Origin of the sequence: Lysinibacillus sp. NPDC093692 (assembly GCF_050280125.1) — a bacterium.
In the GTDB taxonomy this organism is placed as follows: Bacteria; Bacillota; Bacilli; order Bacillales_A; family Planococcaceae; genus Lysinibacillus.
Genome location: NZ_JBNNUW010000021.1, coordinates 18,872 through 40,331 on the forward strand (window position 1 = coordinate 18,872; position 21,460 = coordinate 40,331).

The 21,460-nt window shown below is 37.3% G+C and carries 12 protein-coding genes; 7 read left to right on the forward strand and 5 right to left on the reverse strand.

Annotated features, from left to right (window positions below; genetic code table 11):
* Nucleotides 1-81: 81 nt before the first annotated feature.
* Nucleotides 82-1,011 carry an AEC family transporter gene (locus ACQKN4_RS19255; protein ID WP_427484552.1) on the reverse strand — a complete coding sequence of 310 codons (930 nt, stop codon included), beginning with the start codon at nt 1,009-1,011 and terminating at the stop codon, nt 82-84.
* A 278-nt stretch (nt 1,012-1,289) separates the two neighbouring features.
* Between ACQKN4_RS19255 and ACQKN4_RS19260 the strand changes: the two genes are divergently transcribed.
* From ACQKN4_RS19260 to ACQKN4_RS19280, 5 genes are all read left to right on the forward strand, one after another.
* Entirely contained in the window at nt 1,290-3,200 is a 1,911-nt protein-coding gene (locus tag ACQKN4_RS19260) for an S-layer protein (protein WP_427484553.1), read from the forward strand.
* A 481-nt stretch (nt 3,201-3,681) separates the two neighbouring features.
* Nucleotides 3,682-4,980, forward strand: coding sequence for a hypothetical protein (locus ACQKN4_RS19265; RefSeq protein WP_079562793.1), 1,299 nt, complete (start codon nt 3,682-3,684; stop codon nt 4,978-4,980).
* A gap of 380 nt (nt 4,981-5,360) precedes the next feature.
* Complete coding sequence (locus ACQKN4_RS19270) at nt 5,361-5,618, forward strand: FeoA family protein (RefSeq protein ID WP_427484554.1); 258 nt, start codon at nt 5,361-5,363, stop codon at nt 5,616-5,618.
* Nucleotides 5,615-6,340 (forward strand): FeoB small GTPase domain-containing protein, encoded by a 726-nt coding sequence (locus ACQKN4_RS19275; RefSeq protein WP_079562792.1) that lies wholly within the window; start codon nt 5,615-5,617, stop codon nt 6,338-6,340. The genes ACQKN4_RS19270 and ACQKN4_RS19275 overlap by 4 nt, the downstream gene beginning before the upstream one ends.
* A complete protein-coding gene (locus tag ACQKN4_RS19280) occupies nt 6,312-7,706 on the forward strand; it encodes a nucleoside recognition domain-containing protein (protein WP_079562791.1) in 1,395 nt (464 codons plus the stop codon). The genes ACQKN4_RS19275 and ACQKN4_RS19280 overlap by 29 nt, the downstream gene beginning before the upstream one ends.
* 116 nt (nt 7,707-7,822) lie before the next feature.
* On the opposite strand, the gene ACQKN4_RS19285 is transcribed toward ACQKN4_RS19280, so the two are convergent.
* A complete protein-coding gene (locus tag ACQKN4_RS19285; RefSeq protein ID WP_427484555.1) occupies nt 7,823-12,223 on the reverse strand; it encodes an S-layer homology domain-containing protein in 4,401 nt (1,466 codons plus the stop codon).
* An 878-nt stretch (nt 12,224-13,101) separates the two neighbouring features.
* Nucleotides 13,102-14,670, reverse strand: coding sequence for a sensor domain-containing diguanylate cyclase (locus ACQKN4_RS19290; protein WP_079562787.1), 1,569 nt, complete (start codon nt 14,668-14,670; stop codon nt 13,102-13,104).
* Between the two features lie 464 nt (nt 14,671-15,134).
* Here ACQKN4_RS19290 and ACQKN4_RS19295 point away from each other — a divergent pair, with 464 nt between their 5' ends.
* Nucleotides 15,135-16,046: a CAP-associated domain-containing protein gene (locus tag ACQKN4_RS19295; protein ID WP_079562786.1), complete on the forward strand. Its 912-nt coding sequence runs from the start codon at nt 15,135-15,137 to the stop codon at nt 16,044-16,046.
* 599 nt (nt 16,047-16,645) lie between these two features.
* Entirely contained in the window at nt 16,646-17,830 is a 1,185-nt protein-coding gene (locus ACQKN4_RS19300) for a CaiB/BaiF CoA transferase family protein (protein ID WP_427484556.1), read from the forward strand.
* 104 nt (nt 17,831-17,934) lie between these two features.
* Here the strand turns inward: ACQKN4_RS19300 and ACQKN4_RS19305 are convergent, their stop codons facing one another.
* Nucleotides 17,935-19,410 (reverse strand): hypothetical protein, encoded by a 1,476-nt coding sequence (locus ACQKN4_RS19305; protein ID WP_427484557.1) that lies wholly within the window; start codon nt 19,408-19,410, stop codon nt 17,935-17,937.
* Between the two features lie 502 nt (nt 19,411-19,912).
* Complete coding sequence (locus tag ACQKN4_RS19310) at nt 19,913-21,271, reverse strand: acetamidase/formamidase family protein (protein WP_427484558.1); 1,359 nt, start codon at nt 21,269-21,271, stop codon at nt 19,913-19,915.
* Between the last annotated feature and the right edge of the window lie 189 nt (nt 21,272-21,460).

The window sequence follows — 21,460 nt, forward strand, 5'->3', positions numbered from 1 at the left end:
CTAGCTTTTAATTCAGAAAAAGAGCCCCTAACTCCTGAAAAGCTTTCCACCTTATCTTTTATACTATATGACACCCAACTGTTAGGTAAACAACAACTCCGCTACATAAATTACAATTGTCACTGTAATACAGCTCACAATCGTTGAAAATAAAACTGTTTGTGCAGCAGTTGCCGATTCTACGTCATATTCTAATGCCAGACTGGAACTATTTCGCGATGTCGGGAACGAACTAGCTATAAAAAGTGATTGTGCCACGACACCGTCAAGACCAAGCGCAAAAATGATAAGCAATGCAACGGCAGGCCCTATGATTAATCGTGTAAAACAACTAATGTATACCATCTTATTAAACATAGATTTTATTTCAAGTTGGGATAGCTGTGCCCCTAAAGTTATTAATGCCACAGCGATAAAGCCATCTGCCACATGGTCTATCGGAATTTTTACGAACTGTGGAATAGGGATATTAAAATAGTTCATAGTAACGCCGATAATAAGTGCATGAATAATAGGCATTTTGAGGAAATCTTTCAAAATTGACATGCCTGATTTTGTTGAAGAAATTAAATTGTACAAGCCGTAAGTATACGTCGTCATATTTTGAAATATAACGAGAATAACTTGAATCGCTACCCCAATCGGCTGAGTCACAAAAATCATTTGGGCAACTGGAATACCATAGTTGCCTGAATTAATGAGGACAACGCTATTTTTAAACACCGCAGCCTCTGTTTTTACTAAACCGAGCCCCTTTGCTAGAAAGTGACTAAGGACCATTTGGCTTCCGATAAAGAGTAGAATAAAAAGCGCAACTTCCCCAAGCACAGACAATTCTATACTCGTTTCATATAAATTCACAAAAACAGCTGCTGGCATAAAGCAATATGTAATAAGTTGAGATAGCGCCTTTAAATTAAATCGAAATTTCCTTTGTAAAACTGCGCCAAGTACTAGAAGCACTAAAATCGGAGCGACAATTTGAAAGAAAATCATACCGAGATACACCATAGTGTTGTCCCCCTTTCCTCTCCTATAGTAGTGCTGTTTGTAAACTCGGTCAATGTACTTCAGCGTTCACTCATCCTGTCTTTTTCATCATGTTCAAACAATAGCAAAGAGCTCTTGGAAGGATGATTTACCCTTTCAAACTACGAGTTATTAAAATAATAGAAGAAAAAAGGCCTATTATTTCATTAAATTAATATAGTAAAATAACCCATTCGCGCACTAAACTTAAGAAATGTATGATATATTATCCATTAAATACAATGATTGGAGCGACAAAGATGAAGAATAAAGTATTTTCTACTTTTATGGCTACCGCTATTACAGCAACCTTAATTGTGCCTGTATCAACTGCGAATGCCACTTCTAATGATGTATCTTTAAACCACTCAGTTCAAATCGACGGGCAAGTAGCTGCAGCCAAAACAAAGGGACAAAATGTTACTATTACCAGCATCGCTAATGATAAAGTACGTACATCCAATGGCCAATTTAAAATCAGTAAGTCATTGAAGCCCCTCTTAAACACATCCAATAATGCTGCATTGGCGAATGCTGAAGCAACTATTGTCGTAAAGAACGGTGAAATTACAAGTATTACTTCACTAACACTAACTAAAGGTGGAACAAAAAATAAAGCGTTAGATCTTGATGGCGGCGACGCGCAAATTGCTGGAAGCCTAACTGTAAATGCGGATTATGTAAAAGTTCAAAATGTCACTATTGAAGATGAGCTTATTGTAACTAATCGTGTGAAGAAGGCCATTACAATTGATGACGTTGCTATTGGGGATACAATTATTTTTAGACCTTTATTGACTAAAAATAATAATTGGTTAAATGTTTCTCTAAAAGATATTAAATCTCCAAACATTAACCTAAAACGCACTAAAGTGAGTGTGACTTCTGACAAAACTATTTCGAAAGTCGACATAGTTGGTAAAGTTACTGCATTTGAAGTAACGGCCAATGTTGATAAACTAACTATCGATGTTGAGAAAGATTTCACCCTTTACGGAAAAGGTACAATTGAGCAAGTGGTTGTCAAACAGGGGGCAAAGGTGGCATTAAATTCAGGGCATCTCATTAACAAAGTACAGGTGGATGATAAAAAAGCCTCTGTGACATTACCTGTTTTAAATAAAACGGAGCTTAGTAATTTAGTAGCTTCACCTCCATACGTTGCAGTATCTGTTTATGGATATGACATTTCAGTAACTGAAAAATGGACAACGCAGGCTGAACGTACAACATTCGAATCAGCCGTGAGCAGCGCAAGAGCAGTAGTTAATAATTCTTACGCTTCACAGGAACAAGTAAACAATGCGATTACACAGTACAAAAATGCATTAAACGTTTATCGAACTGTGCAAAAAAATGGAACAAAATATGTTTATGGTGATAAGTCTTCACTACAATCGATGATCAATTCTGTTCAGTATGTAAAGGTTTCTTCGAACAACGGTAATGATGTAGCTTCTTATGAACCTTGGACGACTCAAAGTGAGAAGGATGCTCTAACCTCTGCCGTTTCATCTGCTCAATATGTTGTAAATAATTACTATGCAACACAATCTGATATTACAAATGCAATTAGCAATTTAAACTACGCTATTACAATGTATAAGAATGCACAAAAATATGGCACTTATCAATATAATGCCGATCGATCTTCCCTTTTTTCACTTATTAACTCTGTTCAGTATGTAACCGTTTCTGTGAATGGATCTGAATTATCCTACAATGTAGTTTGGACGACTCAAAGTGAAAAAGATGCCCTAGTTTCTGCTGTTTCATACGCACAAGGTATTGCAAACAATAGCTCCTCGTCTCAGTCGGATATTTCGTATGCATACAGTTATTTATATAATGCCATTTCAACCTATAGGAGTAATTATAAATCTGGTGTGAATTATAATCATTGGCATTACGTTGATAAATCTTGGTTAACATCACTCATTAATTCTGTTCAGTATGTAAAAGTTTCAGAAAATGGAGATGGCTCTGATATCCCCTACTATGAACTATGGACAACGGAAAGAGAAAAACGTAGTCTAGAAAAAGTAGTTCAACACGCACAATCCGTTGCCAGTAACGCCTATGCTTCTGCGTACGATGTGACAGATGCTATTAACAAATTAGACAAGGCTATCGACATCTATAAAGATGCTCAACGTTCAGGTACACAATAAAAATTGAAAGGACTTGGCACAAAGCCAAGTCCTTTTCAAACTAAAAAAAAATCAATTATGCCTCGGGAATCGTGGCGTCGGCTTCGGTAACAATGAGTCTATCCGTCGCTTTGAGAGTTCGTTCCGTCGCTTTGAGGGTTCGTTCCGTCACTTCGACACTTCTTTCCGTCGCTTTGATTTCTATCCCTTCCAAAAAAGCGATCCGCTCCCCGTTCATAGCTTCATAAGTACATAAGACACAAAGTATTTAAAAATTACATAATCAATCTACCTATTCACTTAAAATATACATGAAAAAATCCTGAGATATGATAAAATTGGTTTACCAACATATATTAGGAAATCCCTGTCTAGACACGACTCTTTTCGACAGGTAAATAATAAACCATTTCACAAGACGATCAAAGATTTTAAATAGGGTAAAAGACCCACATCTTACCCATCACAATTATCCAAAACCAAATAGGAGGTTTCCCATATTATGAAAAACAAAAGAAAATTAGCCTTACTAGCCCTAGTTGCGGTCCCTTCACTAATCTATACTGCACCTACTACGTCAGCATCAGCTGCTAATATTACTGGACATTCAAAAACTGCTTACATATACGATTATACTTATTACTACAACGCTAACGTTTCGAATGTTGTTCGACTTATTTCAAACATTAACGATACAACAGCTTCGTTCCAAACAAATTTGGAAGCAGCCAATAAAGCCTACGATGCGTTAACTGAAACGGAAAAACAATATGTTACGAATTATTCTACGCTGTCAAATCATCGTCAGACAAAAGTTGCGTACCGTAAGCTTGCTGATCAAATTGAAGAGAAATTAGCTTCAGTGGAGTCAACTTCCGTTTATTACTACCAAAATGTTATGGAAACGAAAGATTGGTACAATACGTTAAATGCAGCCCAAAAGTCCTTTGTGAGCCCGGAATCACAAAAAATACTGACATCCTATATCACGCCCAATACATCTATCGATAAAGTGGTCAATAAAATCCAATTATTAAACTCTTCTCGCATTACCTTCCATCAGGATGTAGCTGATGCTAGAGCTGAGCTTAATGCACTTCGAAGATATTCATACGTCTATTTACCTGCTGGTATCGAAAAGATGTTATTAGATGCTGAACAGCTTGTTGCGAAGGATAAGGCGGCAGCTAAGGAAGTAGAAAACGCTATTGCAGCTTTATCGCCTAAAACGTCTACCGCTCAAGATGTACAAGCAGCGAAAACAGCCTTCGAGGCTTTAACACCTGTGCAACAGCAGCTTGTACCAAACGCCTGGACTTTAGTAGACTATGTAAATGGAAAATATGATTTACCTAAAGGGAACGGGTCGAAAAAGCCAATTTCATCGGATATAGCAGCCGTACCAGGTAAAACTACTGCTATGACGAAAAACAAAAATACCTATACAGCAAAAATCAACGTTGCAGACACGGAAAATAGTGCAGATCGCTTCGTTTTAACGACAAAATCGAATATGACTGTTATTATTCCACCACTAGGAACCCTTCTTAATGAGGATACTGGTGTTATGGAAATTAGCATTACAAAAAAATCGAATCGTATCACATTCCAGGCAACATTAAATGAAAAACCAGTTGAATTTGAGGCGAACATGGAAATTATTATCAATAATTTATCACCGAATGCCTCCATCGTTCGTACCAATACCTTTGGCAAACCAGTACCAGCTGATTATACAGTAGAAGGAAATCGTCATTTCATTCAAACAACTTCCTCTGCCTCATTCCTAATCCAAGAGTAATTTCCAAATAAAAAAATCATGACCCTCTGCCGATACTTTATTAGTAGCAGAGGGTTTAACATGTTTTTTTGCTCTGCTTTCGCCTCTTATCTATAAGCACTTATAACGAACACATCATAACGAGAATCTTCTCATATCATTACATCAAAACTTTGCCCGCATTGTATGCTAAACAACTCCCCCTTTTTCAACATTTCTTAGTCAAAAAAAATGCGCAGTTATTCCCTTCATTAGGACGCTCTTTTATCACGTTCTTTCAAAAAGATTTCAGAAAACTATTGACAATTGTCATAAAACAGGGATAATCATTAATAAAGTTTCCTTAGAGAAACAATGTGAAGTTCGGGAAATATTATTATGGAAAGGAACAAAAAATGCATATGGAAAAAACATCATTGAAACCACTTTCAGAATGCTCATTTGGAGATTGCTTTTTAATAAAAGAAATAAACATTAAGGGTCCTTTAAGAAGGAGATTATTAGATTTAGGCTTTGTAAAAGGCGCAGAAATCTCTATTCTTCGTAAAAGCCCTTTAGGAGACCCTGTCGCTTACCGTGTAAGCAATACGACGATTGCTTTACGGAATGATGAAAGCTCAATGATTTTGGGCGAAATTGTTAGGGGGAATACAAAGTGAGAGTAAATAGAATAGCTTTAGCAGGTAACCCAAATACCGGAAAAAGCACATTATTTAATACATTAACGGGATTGAAGCAACATACCGGAAACTGGCCAGGGAAAACGGTTGTTCATGCGGAAGGTTCTTTTGAACACAAAGGAGAGCAATATGTTCTCGTGGATTTACCCGGGACCTATTCTTTATTTTCTAATTCAGCAGATGAGGAAGTCGCAAGAGACCATATCGTTTTTGACCAACCGGATGCAACAATTGTTGTGCTCGATGCAACATCATTAGAAAGAAACTTAAATCTTGCACTCCAAGTTTTAGAAATGACGAATAACGTTATCATTTGTATCAATTTAATCGATGAAGCGGAGAAAAAAGGGATCCGAATTGATGAAAGGAGATTAGCTCGTGAACTAGGAGTCCCGGTCGTCAAAATATCGGCAAGAAATAAAAAAGGTATTAATCGATTGTTGGATACATTAAGTCAACTGGTGCATGGGCAAATTGTTACAACGCCGTATCGCATGAAATATTCGAAAGAAATAGAGGAAGCCATTACAAAGATAGAATCGAAATTAGAAGGTTATTTTGATGAAAAATATCCATCGAGATGGATTGCCCTTCGCTTACTTGATGGTGATGAAGAATTGATCTTAAAACTGCAAAATCATAAGAATAATAAACAGCACGAGGTGAGAACGAATGGAGTCCCAGTCAGTGTTAAATCATAATTCACTTAAGGCTATTCTAGCTGAAGTGAACGAGGTTTCGAATGAGGATATTCGAGATGAAATCGTTAGTGATATTTATACTAAAAGCAAATCTTTATGTAAAAAAGTAGTATCGCAGCAACCTGCAATGTACAGATCTGATAAATTAGATGAAATTTTCACATCCCGTATTTGGGGATTCCCTATTATGCTTATCTTGCTAGGGACTGTCTTTTACATTACTATTGCTGGCGCAAACGTACCATCTGACATGTTAGCAAACTTATTCGGCTATTTAGAGGGTAAGCTAACCTTTCTTTTTGAGGCGATGCATGCACCCGAATGGTTACATGGTGTTTTAGTGCTTGGGCTATTTAGAGGTACAGGATGGGTTATTAGTGTTATGCTACCGCCAATGGCTATATTCTTCCCTATGTTCGCTCTATTAGAAAACTACGGTTATTTACCGCGAGTAGCATTTAATATGGACCGTTTATTCAAACGAGCGGGTGGACACGGGAAGCAGTCATTAACAATGGCAATGGGCTTTGGCTGTAATGCCGCTGCTATCATGTCAACGAGAATTATAGAATCTCCTCGTGAGCGAATGTTAGCCATTTTAACGAACAATTTTGTCCCTTGCAACGGGAGATGGCCAACACTTATTTTATTAGCATCATTATTTATGGTAACTGGTTTTTCAGGTGCAGCAGGTACATTTGTAACAGCGGCTATTTTAATAGGATTTGTTATGTTGGGCGTCGTTGTGACATTATCTGTGTCCTGGGTTCTTTCTAAAACCGCTTTAAAGGGTGTACCTACCCATTACACTTTGGAACTTCCACCATTTCGAAGACCAAAGTTCTGGAACACAATTTTAAGAGCAAGTCTTGATAAAGCATGGTATGTATTAAAAAGAGCGGTTGTCGTTGCAGCTCCTGCCTCTATTTTGACTTGGGTACTTGCTAATATTTACGTTGGTGATACGAGTATTCTAATGCATTTCATTAACTTTTTAGATCCATTTGGTCAGGCTCTTGGTATGGATGGCTTTATTATGGCTGCATTTATTCTTGGACTACCAGCGAATGAAATTGTGATCCCTATCTTAATTATGGCGTATTTATCGCAAGGAGCTATGCTAGAAATTGAGGATTTATCGAAGCTAAAACAAGTGTTTATCGACCAAGGCTGGACGTGGCTCACAGCTTTAAACATGATGTTGTTCTCACTGCTACACTTCCCTTGCGGAACAACTTTAGTCAATATTTATAAAGAAACTAAAAGTCCGAAGTGGACATTTATGTCATTTTTAATTCCAACGGTTATTGCTATTGGCGTGACATGGCTAACGGCGACAGTTGCTCGAGCGTTTGGTTGGGTTTAATGATGGGAGGGGCTGATTAAAAGCCCCTCTTTTTTTATACTCTTAAATTTGCGTGATATTTGATGTAAAAAAAACTAGAGAATTCAACATAAGAATTCTCTAGCTTTGCTTCTTTTTTATGGTTTAGGTGAATATTGAATTTCCACATATTGTTGTGGGGTATGACCTGTACCATTTGCCTCTTTTTGATAAGCCCAAACAATATTTCCATATTGATCTTTTGTGAATAAGAATACTCTTTGACCCGTTTTAAACACGTTCTTAATTCCAGGATCAGTAGATGGATTTGCTACAAGTGGTAAAATTACACTGCCGTCTGCTGCTTTTTTAACAGATCCTTTACCAAATGATAATATGCCATTATCAGCTGGTTTATTATTTTTAACACTATCTATTATTAATTGTGGATCTAATGTTGTTTTATTCGCAGCAGTAACCGCATAGAAGTATTCTTGGTTTAATTCAAGCAGTGTCAGAATGTTTACAGAAACATCCATTGTTGTTGAATTATATTCTGCTGGTACACCATCAACATTGCCTGTTAAGCTAGCGTAACTCATCGTGTTATATGCATCTTTTCCTGGGTAAACATACTTACCAAAGTCAGCAATATCAAACTTATTACCTTCAAGGTCTGAAATAACGTAATCACGTGCTTCATCTTTCATTTTAATGGTAAATGTTTTATCCGCCGTACCTGAGCCAGTTGGCTTAATAATTAATTGGCTTTCATCAGTTGTTTTTGTACCTTGTGTATACTTAACGAACTGATATTGCGAAGTTATATCTTGATCGGACTCGTCAGTAATTGTTAATAAACTTAGATCTTTAATTGAAGATTTACCATTTTCATCACGCATGATGGCTTCACTGAAAGTAATCGTAAATGTACTATCTGGATTACGGTATACAATATTACGTTTCTTTTCTTTATCAACTGTCATCTCAATACGTGGTGGTGTGCCATCGGAATAGAAGTTTTGTTTCATCCAACCATCATTTGATTCATCATGAATTCCATCTTTGGCTTTATAAACAGTAAAGTTACCATACGTATCCTGTGCACCTAAATAAACAACATATTCGGTATGTGGTGTTAAAGTAACTCCTGGCATATCTAAAGTTCCAGACGCACCTTTTCCACTTTTTGTGACTGAAGGACTTGATTTAAGTTTTTCTTCTAATGTTTTTCTTTCTGCTGCCGTGTTAATAGTTAGCTTTGCATCCGGATTATCTGTTCCATCAGCATTTTTCTTTGGTACGAACCAATAATGAAGCTTTGTTGTCTCATCTGTATTAAAACTTACAGTGGCTTTCGTATCATCATAACCTTTAATAGTACCAGACTTCACTTCAAATTCGGTAACTAACGGTGCTTTTGAGTCCCCAAATATTTCTTTAGAAGCTATTTTGGAAAGCTCGCCGCCACGATCTTTTAATATCATATGAACTGAATAGCTCATGAATGGATTTAGTTTATCTTTATCCATAACAATCGGGAATTTCTTTGTATCAGCTTCTAAGTCGGCAGGACCAGAGCCTATTTCAATATAAATATCTTTTCCGCCTATTTGGAAGTAGCCTGATTTTAATGATGATTCAGTCGCAAATTCATTATAGAAATCTCTCTCCGTAATACCTTTATCTTTTAAATATTGCTCAAATGTTTTTGTTTCTCCATTGTCTTCGACTGTATCAGGTAACACCATGTAATAGTACGTTCCTGCTTTATTTGGTTTAAATTCTACCTCAGCTCGTTTATACTTTTCATCTTGGTCTGGTTTCCCAATAACATTTAATTCTAGAATCTTTGGTTGAACATATTTTTCATGCACATATTCCGCAAAGTTTCTAGCATTCTTACCAGTTTCAACAGTATTGACATTTTCAAATTCATTACCTGCTAAATCCTTAACACCAGGTAATACTGTTACACGTAATGTATCTCCAAAAACAAAACCAGTTTCCGAAGGAATGGTTAATAATACTTTTTTATCGCCTTCCTTATACTCTACAGCAGAAGGTTTAATTTTTTTCTGTCCTGTCGTATTGACGATAACTGTTCCTGATAAATCGTAGTTATTTAAATTTCGTGCGCTTTCAGGGTCTAATGCTTCATTTAAATAAATGTAGAATTGATTTTCTTTCCCATCAGCAGGTTCAAGTTTTGTCTTCTCTACAAATGGATTTATTTCATCTAACTCAAGTGTTGTGAACCCTGTTGAAGCTACCTTTGATAGATTACCTGAGTCATCTTTCACTACCATGAAGAATTCATAATCTGTTTTTGCCTCTAGATTTTCTAACATTATCGTCTTTGTTAACTCGGCGGCAGTATTGCCAGTAATCTTACCCTTATTTGTTGATTTTGCAATTTCCTCTGCTGTCGGTGCAGGAGTATTAGTCGATTTTTTACGTACTAAATAGAAATATTCCCCAGACTTTGTTGAATTAAATGTTATTTCTGCTCTTTTTCCTCCAGGAAGTGGTTTTATAGTTTTAAATGTCACTATAGGTGCTATAGTATCCTTCATTTTGAATTCTTGTGATTTAATATCCGAAGCATTTTTCGCTCCATCAACGACCATCACATAAACAACATATTCTTTTTTCTCACCTAAATTAGTGATTTTAATAGTGTTTTTGCCATTCACTGCTGCGCTTGTTCCATGTGCTGCATTGTCAGTAGAAATGCGATTTACCATTTCTTTTTTCGTTGGTGCATCGGCGCCTTTTTCACGAACAATATAGTAGTAAGTTCCAACTTTATCTGAAGTGAAATCTACCTGTGTCTCACTACCACTTAAAACTGTTACATTCGTAATGTCGATTAACGGTTTTGTTTTATCAGCTGGATCTTGTTTATCAATATCGTCTTTATCAACTGGTTTACCGTCTTCATCTACAATATTGCCGATATTATCTTTATCCTCTAAGAAGTCGTCGAAAATATTATTCGGTCCCTCGCCCTTCGGTATAATCACTTTGTCAATATACGTGTAATCTCCAATATCAACCCAACCGTATACATTATCAACATACAGAACACCTATACGACCATCTATATACAGCTCTAAATCTGTATAGCTATTGTAGTTAATCCAGTCGATGTTGCTATCTCCGTAAATTGTCAGCTTCGTTTCTGTATCAAGGTTTAGTGTACCGATATTTCCTTGAATCTCAAATTCACGAACAGTCCCGATGATGTCTACACGTGGTAGCTTCATATTTGTTTCGATTTTTGTACCGCTTTGAGCGACAACTAGGCGCGATACAGTGCTGTTATAAAATTCAATATGTTTTTCAACATTTTTCATCGTCACTTTATCTTTAGACCAGTTCTCAAACGGCTTGTTTTTATCAGGATTTTTGTTGGAATTCTGATCTGCCCAATCTTGAATATCTGTTGTCGAACCGTTATTAGATGAGCCTTCATCATTTGGATTATCTGGATTAGACCAGTTGATAAATGCAGTATTGGTGCTTGCTATACGGCCAAGAGATAATGGCTTATAGTAGGAAAAGTCTAACTGTAAAGGTGGACGTACCGTTTCGTTGACAAGCATTGTACCAGTTAATGTAATATTTGAGAATTCAATATAGTTTCCATTAACAACGATTGTCGCACCGAAGGACTTACGATCGCCATCGAACTCTAGTGACCTTGAGCTTGTCCCACTTGCATTCAATGTTAGCTTTGATACCGAGCGAATAGTTTTGCCTGAAAAGTCCCCTTCAATTAGCGCGTCTTTTAATACAGGTGCATTATCTTCGTTAAAAATATGCGAGAGACTTTGTGATACTGAGTATGGATCGCCATTTATGTAGACAGTATCGTCTTCAACATTTGTAATTTTGAAAGTTGTGGCATTCCCTTTTTTCTCTTGTGAACGCACAATAAAAGATGCGAATTGTCCACGTGTAACCGCATTATGTGGTGAGAAAGTGACAGACGTTGTCCCTTCCGTAATCTTTGAATCTACTAAACTTTGGATATAGATAGCGTTGCTTGTTTCGCTAGTTACATCTTTGAAACTATTGTTGTAATTAGAGGCTACCTCTAATTTAAAGCCAAGCACTAAAATTTTCGCTAATTGCCCGCGCGTCATCACTTCATTAGGCATAAATGTTCCATTTGAATAGCCCGACATGATTCCTGCATTTTGTAGAGCAGCTATATACTTGTAATATTCACTACTTTTCGGAACGTCTTTTAAATATGGATCTTGTACATTTCTCAAATCTAATTTTAAAACAGTCGCCAGCATCTTTGCCGCCTGACCACGTGTTACACTTTGATTTGGTCGAAAAGTATTGTCTGCATACCCATTAATCGCACCTTGATTATATAATTTTAAAATGTCGTCATAATGACTTGAATATGGGTCAACATCTGTAAATGGTGAAGAAGCCGCAGCCGCCTTTTGTGGTGGTGGCACTACAACAGCAATCCCACTAGTAGCAAAAACCGTTGCTATAAGTGCTTTGTTCACTTTTTGGATTTTTGTTTTATCCATCCCACTCTTCCTTTCATCTATGTATTTGATACGTTCAAACTATCATTTTCATCATACCCTTTATATCGACAGGTAGATAGTGAACCTTCATAGATAAATCTAAATTAATGGAATAAAATTGTTAACAATAAATAGAAAGATAAAATGTTCACCATCATAACGTGAGGTTGATTTCCGTTCCGACTGGGCGCTTTGCCGCTGACGCTTCGCTTTCGCGCAGAGCAGAGCTTCCTGGGGCGTCCGATGAGCCGCTTCGCTGCGCTCCAGGGTCTCGGGCCAACAGATGTTTTTTGCGCGAAAGCGTAGTGCTAACGAAGCGGCAGCAGAGGGTTTTGGTTTTGTTTGTGCGAAAGCGCAGCAACAGCACCGATATTGGTCACGAAGGCGTTATCACAGGATGTGATGGTTTTAGCCTTCGTTCCTCTATTGCTGATCCCCAAGGAGTCGCCCAGTCGTAACGAAGATCAACTTATACAATGGCATACGTTTTGTTCCAACCTTTGAGATGAATCAAAAGAACTATCTTAGACACTGTACACTTACAGCCATCCAAATTGCACTACTAATCAATCCTTTATCTTTTATATATTTCCTTTTCCCCCTCACCCAACATAAAAAAGCCAAGGAGCATCGGTGCTCGCTTGGCTTTTAACGATATATAGGCATACATCTAGATGTACTTGTGATGTCATAAGGGAAAGGGGGATAACCTTGCATCTTGTCAAGTCGATCGAGAGATGTGTCCCGAGTTTACGTATCATTTTGAACATGTTTGATAAGTCATATGGGGAATGACTTAAAAATAGCTTGCCCAAATGATCGTTGCATTAATCATGTACCCCAAAATTAGAAATGTATGCTTATTCCAAAAAAAATTTTTATTTATTTTTTTGCTCTGCTACTATGACTTGATTTCGTCCTGCTTGTTTTGCAAGATACAGCGCACCATCCGCTGCTTCTATTAACTTTTCTGTCGTATCTGCCATTTGTGGATACACGGCAACACCTGCAGATAATGTAACTGGACGACCACAAGGACTTATAGTATGCGCCAACATATCCCGTAGTTGTTCTGCCACCTGTGCCGCTTCCACAGCTGTAGTAGTTGGCAATAACATAACAAATTCCTCACCACCGTAGCGACAGCAAACATCTCCATCACGAGCAACAGCTTTCATATTTTGAGCTAAAAATTGTAAAACCTTATCACCTACTGCATGACCATACGTATCATTCACACTTTTAAAATGATCTAAATCAAGTAGAATGAGGGCATGTGGCAACTTGTTGTCAAGCCACTCCGCTAGCATCGCATCCATTGTGCGACGATTGGTTACACCTGTTAGCGGATCTGTTGTAGATTGATCTTTAAAAAAGGATACCTGTCCCTGTAAAAATGTTAAACTCCGAATGAGAGCGCTTTTAAGATAATGCGCTTCAAAATACCAACTACGTACAGATTTCAAGCCTTCTACATTTTTCGAATCCATGCTCTCCTCTGTTAAAGTAGCTAATTGCTGTAAGGGATTTGCAATACGTGCTGCCGCCCAAAGGACAATTAAAATTGAAATGAGCATAAGCGGAATGGATTTTATAGCAACTTCCTGTACTCTATCAAATGAAGGAGCTAATGCTACATCAATCGGCCTTTGAGCAACTACTCCCCAACCCGTTAAAGGTACGGTACTAAAACCAGCAAGCATTTCTACTCCTTTAGTATTTACTACTTGAATAGCCCCGTTTTTCCCAGAAATCACTGATTGAACAACTTTATTATCAATAACGATATCATTAACGCGGCTTGGGTCCTGATGATAAATAACGCGCCCATCCGAATCAACTACATACACATATGACCCATCATGATAATAATGCTCTCCAAGTAAAGCATTAAAAACATTTCGTTCTTTTAAATAAATTGTCCCAGATACCATTCCTAAATATTCATTTGTCTCTGAAAATATAGGATACGATATAAAAATAAGGAGACGCCCCGTCATCCCCTTATAAGGCTTTGAGACAAGAGGTTTCTTTTTAGATAAAGCCTCACTGGCTCCAACAGATGTTAAAACTTCACCTAGTACTTCTTCAGATGGTGGTGATATAGATAGTACAAGACCTTCTGCATTTGTGATCAGCACAGAGTTAAACATGTCATTTTGCATTTTCAAACGTTCAGTTTCCTGAATCAATGCATCGTTATCATGCATTTTTGTTTTTATCGAGCTGGCGCTATATCCTAAAATCTGAAAAGATTCTTCAAGATAAGAACTAGCGGTTGTTGCTAATTTTTGTGCATAGACTCGATTCGTTTCAAGCGTATTCTCTTTAATCGAGTCAACGTTCATTCGGTAACCACTCCAAATGCTACCAATACCAGTTAAGATAAAAGCAGCTATCGCAACGCCCATGATTAAATACTTTAACTTTATCTGTTTTGATTTCATTTTCTATCTTTTACCCCTAATTTATAATTTCTTCTATTATTCTATTAAAACACAAAAAAATTCCTTATTAAGAAAATTTCTTACCTCAAAAGTAAAATATTTGGCAAAAAAGTACTTTCAAGAGTCTCTTATAACAAAAGTAATATAGTAGGCTACACCCCAAAACGTGGGGTTGATTTCCGTTCCGACTGGGCGTTTTGTTGTGGGCGTCCGATGAGCCGCTTCACTCGCTGCAGGGTCCCATCTGTGACGCTAATCCCCAAGGTGTCGCCCAGTCGTAACGAAGATCAACTTAAATAATATGCACTTTAACAAATACCACCCCTTAATAATCCAGATAGTAGGAAAAGTTCCATAATTTCAGCATCGTTAACTGAACAAAAGTATAGTAATTTATATCTATAAAACTTTTAGTAATTCAATAGATTTTTATTATAAATTCACTTTAAGAAGAGGGTTTTAATATGTTGTTACGTAAAGTAGCTCCAATAATGATTGGTTATAGTATGGCTCTATGGACAAATACTTCTTTCAATCGAAATAAGTCGGCTCGTTTGAATGTAACAAAGACACAAAAAGCTTTGTCACTATCCAGCTTTCAAAGTGACTATAAAATGAAATGGCATCGATTAGAAACAGACTACTCCACATTTTCTCTCGTAGGAAGACATAATTCTAATGAGGTCGGAGGATATGAAACACGTATTGGGCATAGCGTATTTGGTATTCGTATCGGTGCTAATCGAATAGATGTAAATAGAAAATACGGTCTTCCGCTTAGATCCATTCACTATGAAAATACAAGCTATTTGCTCGATTACAACGATTGTGATGGTAATACTACACACGGGACCTATTTCATTGATAATCACTACGTTACTTTTTTCTATGATTTACACAAAAACAATATTGTTCGTTCTATTATTTGGATACATGCTAAAACCGAATTAGGTAAACGTGGTTATTATGGTAAGCCATCCAACGAACTACGAACAGGGCTTGAAGATTTAATGGTTGACCTTATTAACCATGAGCGAGTTATAGAAGGTTTGCAACCACTCACTTATGATAAAGGGTCTAATCCTATTGCTCGACAACATAGTAGTAATATGATCACACATCAATTTTTTAGTCATGAAGATCATCAAGGTAATCATTCCAATGACCGCCTCACTGCTGGGGGGGTTAATCACTATTGGTACGGCGAAAATATAGCACAAGGTCAGCATAATAGTATATTTGCTCATGAAGCACTGATGAATTCAAAAGGACATCGTATAAATATTTTAAGGAAAGAGTTTACCCATATTTTTGTTGGTGTTTGCTTTAAAGATAACGGTGCACCCTATTATACGGTTAACTTTTATTCTAAATAGTTGAGGTTGATCAACGATATATACAAAAAAAAATCTCTATGCAGAAATTATTGCATAGAGATTTTTTTGTTCATGTTACGACAAAAATTTTCTCATAAATCCATTATTAGAATTTACTTATAACCTTCATTTTTGATAGTCACTAATCACATTTGTTAAAACGTAAGTTGATTGGAGTGGAGGCTGGGCGACTCCTTGGGGATCAGCGATATAGAGGAACGAAGGCTAAATGCATCATGTCCTGTGATACGCCTTCGTGACCGACATCGAATGTTTTCTGTAGCGAAAGCAAAGCGGCAGCTACAAAGCGCCCAGCCGAGACGGAAATCAACCCTACGTTATGGAAAAACTCTACACTCTGAATTATTTTACTTTTTTCTCTATTCTGACATATAATTTTCCGACTAATTATTTTATAATAAAATTTAACATAGTCAAGCCATCAATACTTCTGTTATAATACTGATAATTTACACTTAACACTGTATTAACACAGTGCAAATAAATGCTTTTCACAAAATGGGGATTATGAGAAAAGCGCTGCAATGCATTCTTGAATAGATGCAATGTAGCCTATACACAAAAAGGGGTTGGGAGATTTGGGTATTTTAAAGGGGTTAAAAATTCTCGATTTTTCTGCATTACTACCGGGACCAATGGCGACAATGATATTTGCTGATTTAGGCGCAGAGGTTATTCACGTTGAATCCTCAAAACGCGTAGATTTAACACGTATTATGCCTCCTTACGACGATGATCATGAGGCCTATATTCATCAACATTTGAATCGCTCTAAAAAGTCATTAACACTAAATTTAAAATCGCCTGAAGCTATAGAAATTGTGAAGTCACTCGTTAAAGAGTACGACATAATTATCGAAGGATTTCGGCCTGGTGTCATGCAACGGCTTGGCATTGGCTACGAAGCTCTAAAAGAGGTAAATCCTAAGGTTATTTATTGTGCTATTACAGGCTATGGACAAACTGGACCATTTAGCAATCGACCAGGACATGACAATAACTATTTATCATTAGCTGGCTTACTCGATTATTCACGCCATAAAGATAAAAAACCTGTCTCCATGGGTATTCAGCTAGCTGATATCGCTGGGGGCACGATGCATGCGGCAATTGGAGTACTCGCAGCTGCTTTACATCGTGAAAAAACAGGTGAAGGGCAATATATTGATATAAGTATGACCGATGCTGTATTTTCGCTCAATGCTATGTATGGGTCTGCCTATATTGGCGGTGGTCGCATACCTCAGCCCGAGCAAGAAATTTTAAACGGTGGCAGCTACTATGACTTTTACAAAACAAAAGATGGCCGATTTTTCTCAGTAGGAAGTCTTGAACCTCAATTCCGCAAATTACTTTGTGAAGCGCTTGATATTCCCGAGCTCATTGATAATACGTTTAATGATTCATACTATACACAAATTCGTTTTAAAGAAGCCGTCCATGATGCATTCTTATCGAAGACTTACGAAGAATTGCTTGAAGTATTTAACGAGGATTTCGAGGGATGTGTCGAACCAGTATTAACGTTTCCAGAAGCATGCGAGCATCCTCAGCTCAAAGCTCGTGACATGATTGTTGATATTCCTAAAAGCGACGGTACTACACAAAAGCAAATTGCATCAGCGTTTAAGTTTGACGGTGTTAAGCCGCAGTACAAGCATGTCGGTGCTAAGCTTGGAGAGCATAATGAGGAAGTGTTATCTTCACTTGGCTATAGCGTCGAGCAAATTGCAGACTTACAGGACAAAGGAGTTTTAGAATAAGATCCATATAAAATAAAAAGAGTGTCTAATGCTGCGTTTATAACACATTAGACACTTTTTTTATTTAATCAATTATAATTGCGTTCAGAACCGGCTGAAAAAAGTTAAACGTAAGCACTTATAAAGACCCGTAACTTTTCGAAATGATCGTCTATAAGTAAATATTTTTTATATATTTCCATTAATTTTTCAAAAAGCTCGTACTGCTCCGTTACAAATAACACCTTTAAAATATTGAGCATATGTAAGGATGCGCTCTGTGCCACCAAAGAGTAAGGCGTTTCTGGCTGACGATAATGTTGGCGCCACTCTTCAACAGACAAGCCAATATGCTGTAATGAATTATTTACATGGAGAGCGATATCCTGCTGAACTGACGCTTCAATCGCAATAAATTGCTCATTACTATAATTGTTCTGTACTAAAGCGGCATGTATTTTTTTATTAGATGCTAATACATGTTCCTTTAAAAGCTGAAGCCCCTCTTGATAACGCTCCATTTTTACGTAATGATCCAACAATACTGCATACAAGTTTTCTAAAAAGTTTAGTTCATAATTTTTAATAATGGCAGGAGGTGTTGGCTTACGATTCGGCAATAACTCCTTATATTCCAACAAAATCTCTATCGCGTAATTATTAAGTCGTTCATCTTCTAATAAGTACTCACCGTAGTGAATAACAGTTTCCGGATTCTTCTCCTGGTGTGCTATATGAAACTGAAGATAGGCAATCAGAGCTTTTTCTTTCTCTGTCAATGCATACATCGAATAACGCCAATCCGCTTCAAAGGAAGTAATTAAAGCTTTAACGCATGAATAATCTCCTTCAGACAGACGATAATGCGTTACAATTTGATAAAGATGTAACTGCTTTTTTGCTAAACAAGTAGAATTATAGTTATCCACGTAGGTTATACACTTATCCAGAGTTTTTTTATAATTATCCACAAAGTTATTCACATGTCCACAGGTTTTTCTTGTAGATTGTTCAACATGACCCATCATTTCATGGATAAATGTGAATTGTTCTAATGGTTTGTGGATAAACAGTGAATAAACTTTTTTCATAAATAGCCAATGCCAAAAGTGAGTATCTTCTTTATAAATCATATGCACTAAATATTCATTTTCAAATTTATATAAAAATATAGTTTGTAGCTCGTTGACTGGCATTGTAATTTGCATTCGCTTTCCGAAAATTAGCCAGATTAATCGCTCTAAGTCCATTGTGTGTTGTGCAAAAAGTTGCTCAAAAAAGGTCTCCTTGCCTTTTTGCGTATAAAAAAAAGCATTGAGACGTTCATTCACAAATTTAGTATCCAAGCCATACTTGTTAAAAAAAGTTTGCATATCTATCGTTACACGACCCCAATATTTTCGCGCAGTTGAAAACGCAATATTCATCGCAGTTTCCTCATTCACTAAAAATAAATTCGGTGAAAGTGCAGTACCTAGAATTTTCGGGTCTGCCGGTGAATCACTCTCTGCCTCTAACCATTTTGACAGTAATTTTTCAGCACCCTTTTCACCATTATGTTTATATGTCATGAATAACTGCTCATCACAATCCAACAGCATGCAACTGGAGCCCCCCATCAAATTCAACCAACAACGATCTTCCCCTATTCTGTAAAATACTTGCCAAACCTTTTAACTCTCTTTCTTCAATATAACAAATCTTATCAATCATATGCTAAAGAAATAGAAATATACATAAAAGAAGACAACAAAAGTATTCGTGCAAAATCGACAACTTCAGCTGCAGCAGCATAAAAAAAGCCATCTATAAGGGGCAAATCCCTCGTGGATGGGTTAAAAAATTAAGTTAAGGCTAAAAAAAGAACGTTAAATGAACTCATTGGACAATCACTCATAAGTTAGTAGCCCTAGCTCAATAAAAGCTAGCGCCATAGTACGCACGAAAGCTATGCATCATTCACCAATACAATCGGGAAAAATCAATTTTCACAACAATAGACTAACAACTAACAAAATAGTCACAAGAAAACACGTCAAATTTTTTGACGTGTTTTTTTCTGCATCGAAAGCGAAGCGACAATTTGGACTTCACCGTACGCATTTAATCATATTGTTTTTTCACAGGTTTATAAATTCGTGCTTTTTTCAGGACAGTTTTAGGTACTTGGAAGGTTGCTGTTACGACGCCTGGATGACGGCCAATTTCAATCGATCCTGTAATCGTCGCTCGATTCATAATTTCTGGTTCGCTCATCTCAAACAGCCTTGCAGCACGGCTTATAGCATTAGTTGTTGCTTCATTTAACGATGTTCCTGAGCCAACAATTGATACTGGGAATGCTTCCTCCACTTGTTTAACGCCAAATTCCTCTGCAAGCTCACGTGCACGACGTTTTTCTTCCTTTGTAAAAGGTTTAGCCGTATAAGGTAAATCCTCTGTATTTGGCAATAAAATAGGGCCGTCCAAAGCTACTTTTTTCAGTACGCTTACCTGAAGCTGAACTATACCAGCAACATCCGTTGTATGTCCTGCAATTTCTCCATCTCCTTGCATTGCGTGCATATCACCAATATACACACCGCCACCTGGAACCTTTACTGGACAAATAATGGTTGCGCCCTCACGAACACGGCTTATATCCATATGTCCATCTGTACGGTGTGTATCTAATTCAGTCTGCGTAAATGCATATTCATGTGGTGCACCGATTAAAAACGAACCAAAATCACCAGCATTGTGGGAGTCTGGCATTGCCTTTGAAGGCGTCGTTCCAAGCTGCCCTAAAAACGGTCGCATTCTTGCCATAACACCTATCAAATCACTTGGTGCTAACGCAACTACAGGATTTTGCACAGAGTTTTCAGGTGTACGCATATAATTTTTCGCATCCAGTGCAATACGGCGAGCCCCTTCTCGTCCAACCGTGACACCAATATTCCCCTTATGATCTAACGCCATAGTATAGCCATTCGTCATGTTAAATGGTGATGTTTCAGTATCACATGTCGAACAGCGAATAGCCTGCCGACCTATCCCTTTGACAACTGTATTCGGATGAAGCTTACCACAGCCCGGGCATTTTACTGATACGAATGGATCCCCAATGAAACGATCTATAATTGCCTCATCATGCCCAGACGCTGTTGCTACAGATGTTACCTGTAGTGATTTAATCTTGATAACAATGGCATCTCCTACCTCTGCACCTTCTACAAATACAGGCTTTGTTACTTCATGCCCACCACGAATCGTTGGTGTTAGCATCGGCCCCCAGCATCCTGGTGTCGTATTAGCTATGATTGTCCCACCGTCTTTGACAGGTCCAAGCATTTTCTGTTGTGGATCTAAAATACCATCTATGAACTCATTTACGAATAATGTTTCGACGGCTTGCGGCTGCTGTACAAGATCTTCATTTTGTATTTCTTCTTTTTCTAGCACATGCAATTCGTTTATCATTTTTTCGTCACGCCCCTAGTTTTTATTTTATGTATATTGATCTTTGTTAAATTTGATTTCAACGCTTGATATCTCTCTTTGTAGTAAATTGTCGATTGTAAAATTTAATTTCGACATTAAGCTCGATAATTCCTTCCATTTCGAGGAAGATGTCATGAATCGTATGTATTGAATAATCAAAGTAGCGTT

What these genes read in the sequence shown, in the direction of transcription:
- ACQKN4_RS19295 (WP_079562786.1), top strand. Translation starts at nt 15,135, where the DNA reads ATGTTGTTACGTAAAGTAGCTCCAATAATGATTGGTTATAGTATGGCT.
- ACQKN4_RS19280 (WP_079562791.1), top strand. Translation starts at nt 6,312, where the DNA reads ATGGAGTCCCAGTCAGTGTTAAATCATAATTCACTTAAGGCTATTCTA.
- ACQKN4_RS19270 (WP_427484554.1), top strand. Translation starts at nt 5,361, where the DNA reads ATGGAAAAAACATCATTGAAACCACTTTCAGAATGCTCATTTGGAGAT.
- ACQKN4_RS19255 (WP_427484552.1), bottom strand. Translation starts at nt 1,011, where the DNA reads ATGGTGTATCTCGGTATGATTTTCTTTCAAATTGTCGCTCCGATTTTA.
- ACQKN4_RS19265 (WP_079562793.1), top strand. Translation starts at nt 3,682, where the DNA reads ATGAAAAACAAAAGAAAATTAGCCTTACTAGCCCTAGTTGCGGTCCCT.
- ACQKN4_RS19305 (WP_427484557.1), bottom strand. Translation starts at nt 19,410, where the DNA reads ATGCTGTTGGATTGTGATGAGCAGTTATTCATGACATATAAACATAAT.
- ACQKN4_RS19260 (WP_427484553.1), top strand. Translation starts at nt 1,290, where the DNA reads ATGAAGAATAAAGTATTTTCTACTTTTATGGCTACCGCTATTACAGCA.
- ACQKN4_RS19310 (WP_427484558.1), bottom strand. Translation starts at nt 21,271, where the DNA reads ATGATAAACGAATTGCATGTGCTAGAAAAAGAAGAAATACAAAATGAA.
- ACQKN4_RS19290 (WP_079562787.1), bottom strand. Translation starts at nt 14,670, where the DNA reads ATGAAATCAAAACAGATAAAGTTAAAGTATTTAATCATGGGCGTTGCG.
- ACQKN4_RS19285 (WP_427484555.1), bottom strand. Translation starts at nt 12,223, where the DNA reads ATGGATAAAACAAAAATCCAAAAAGTGAACAAAGCACTTATAGCAACG.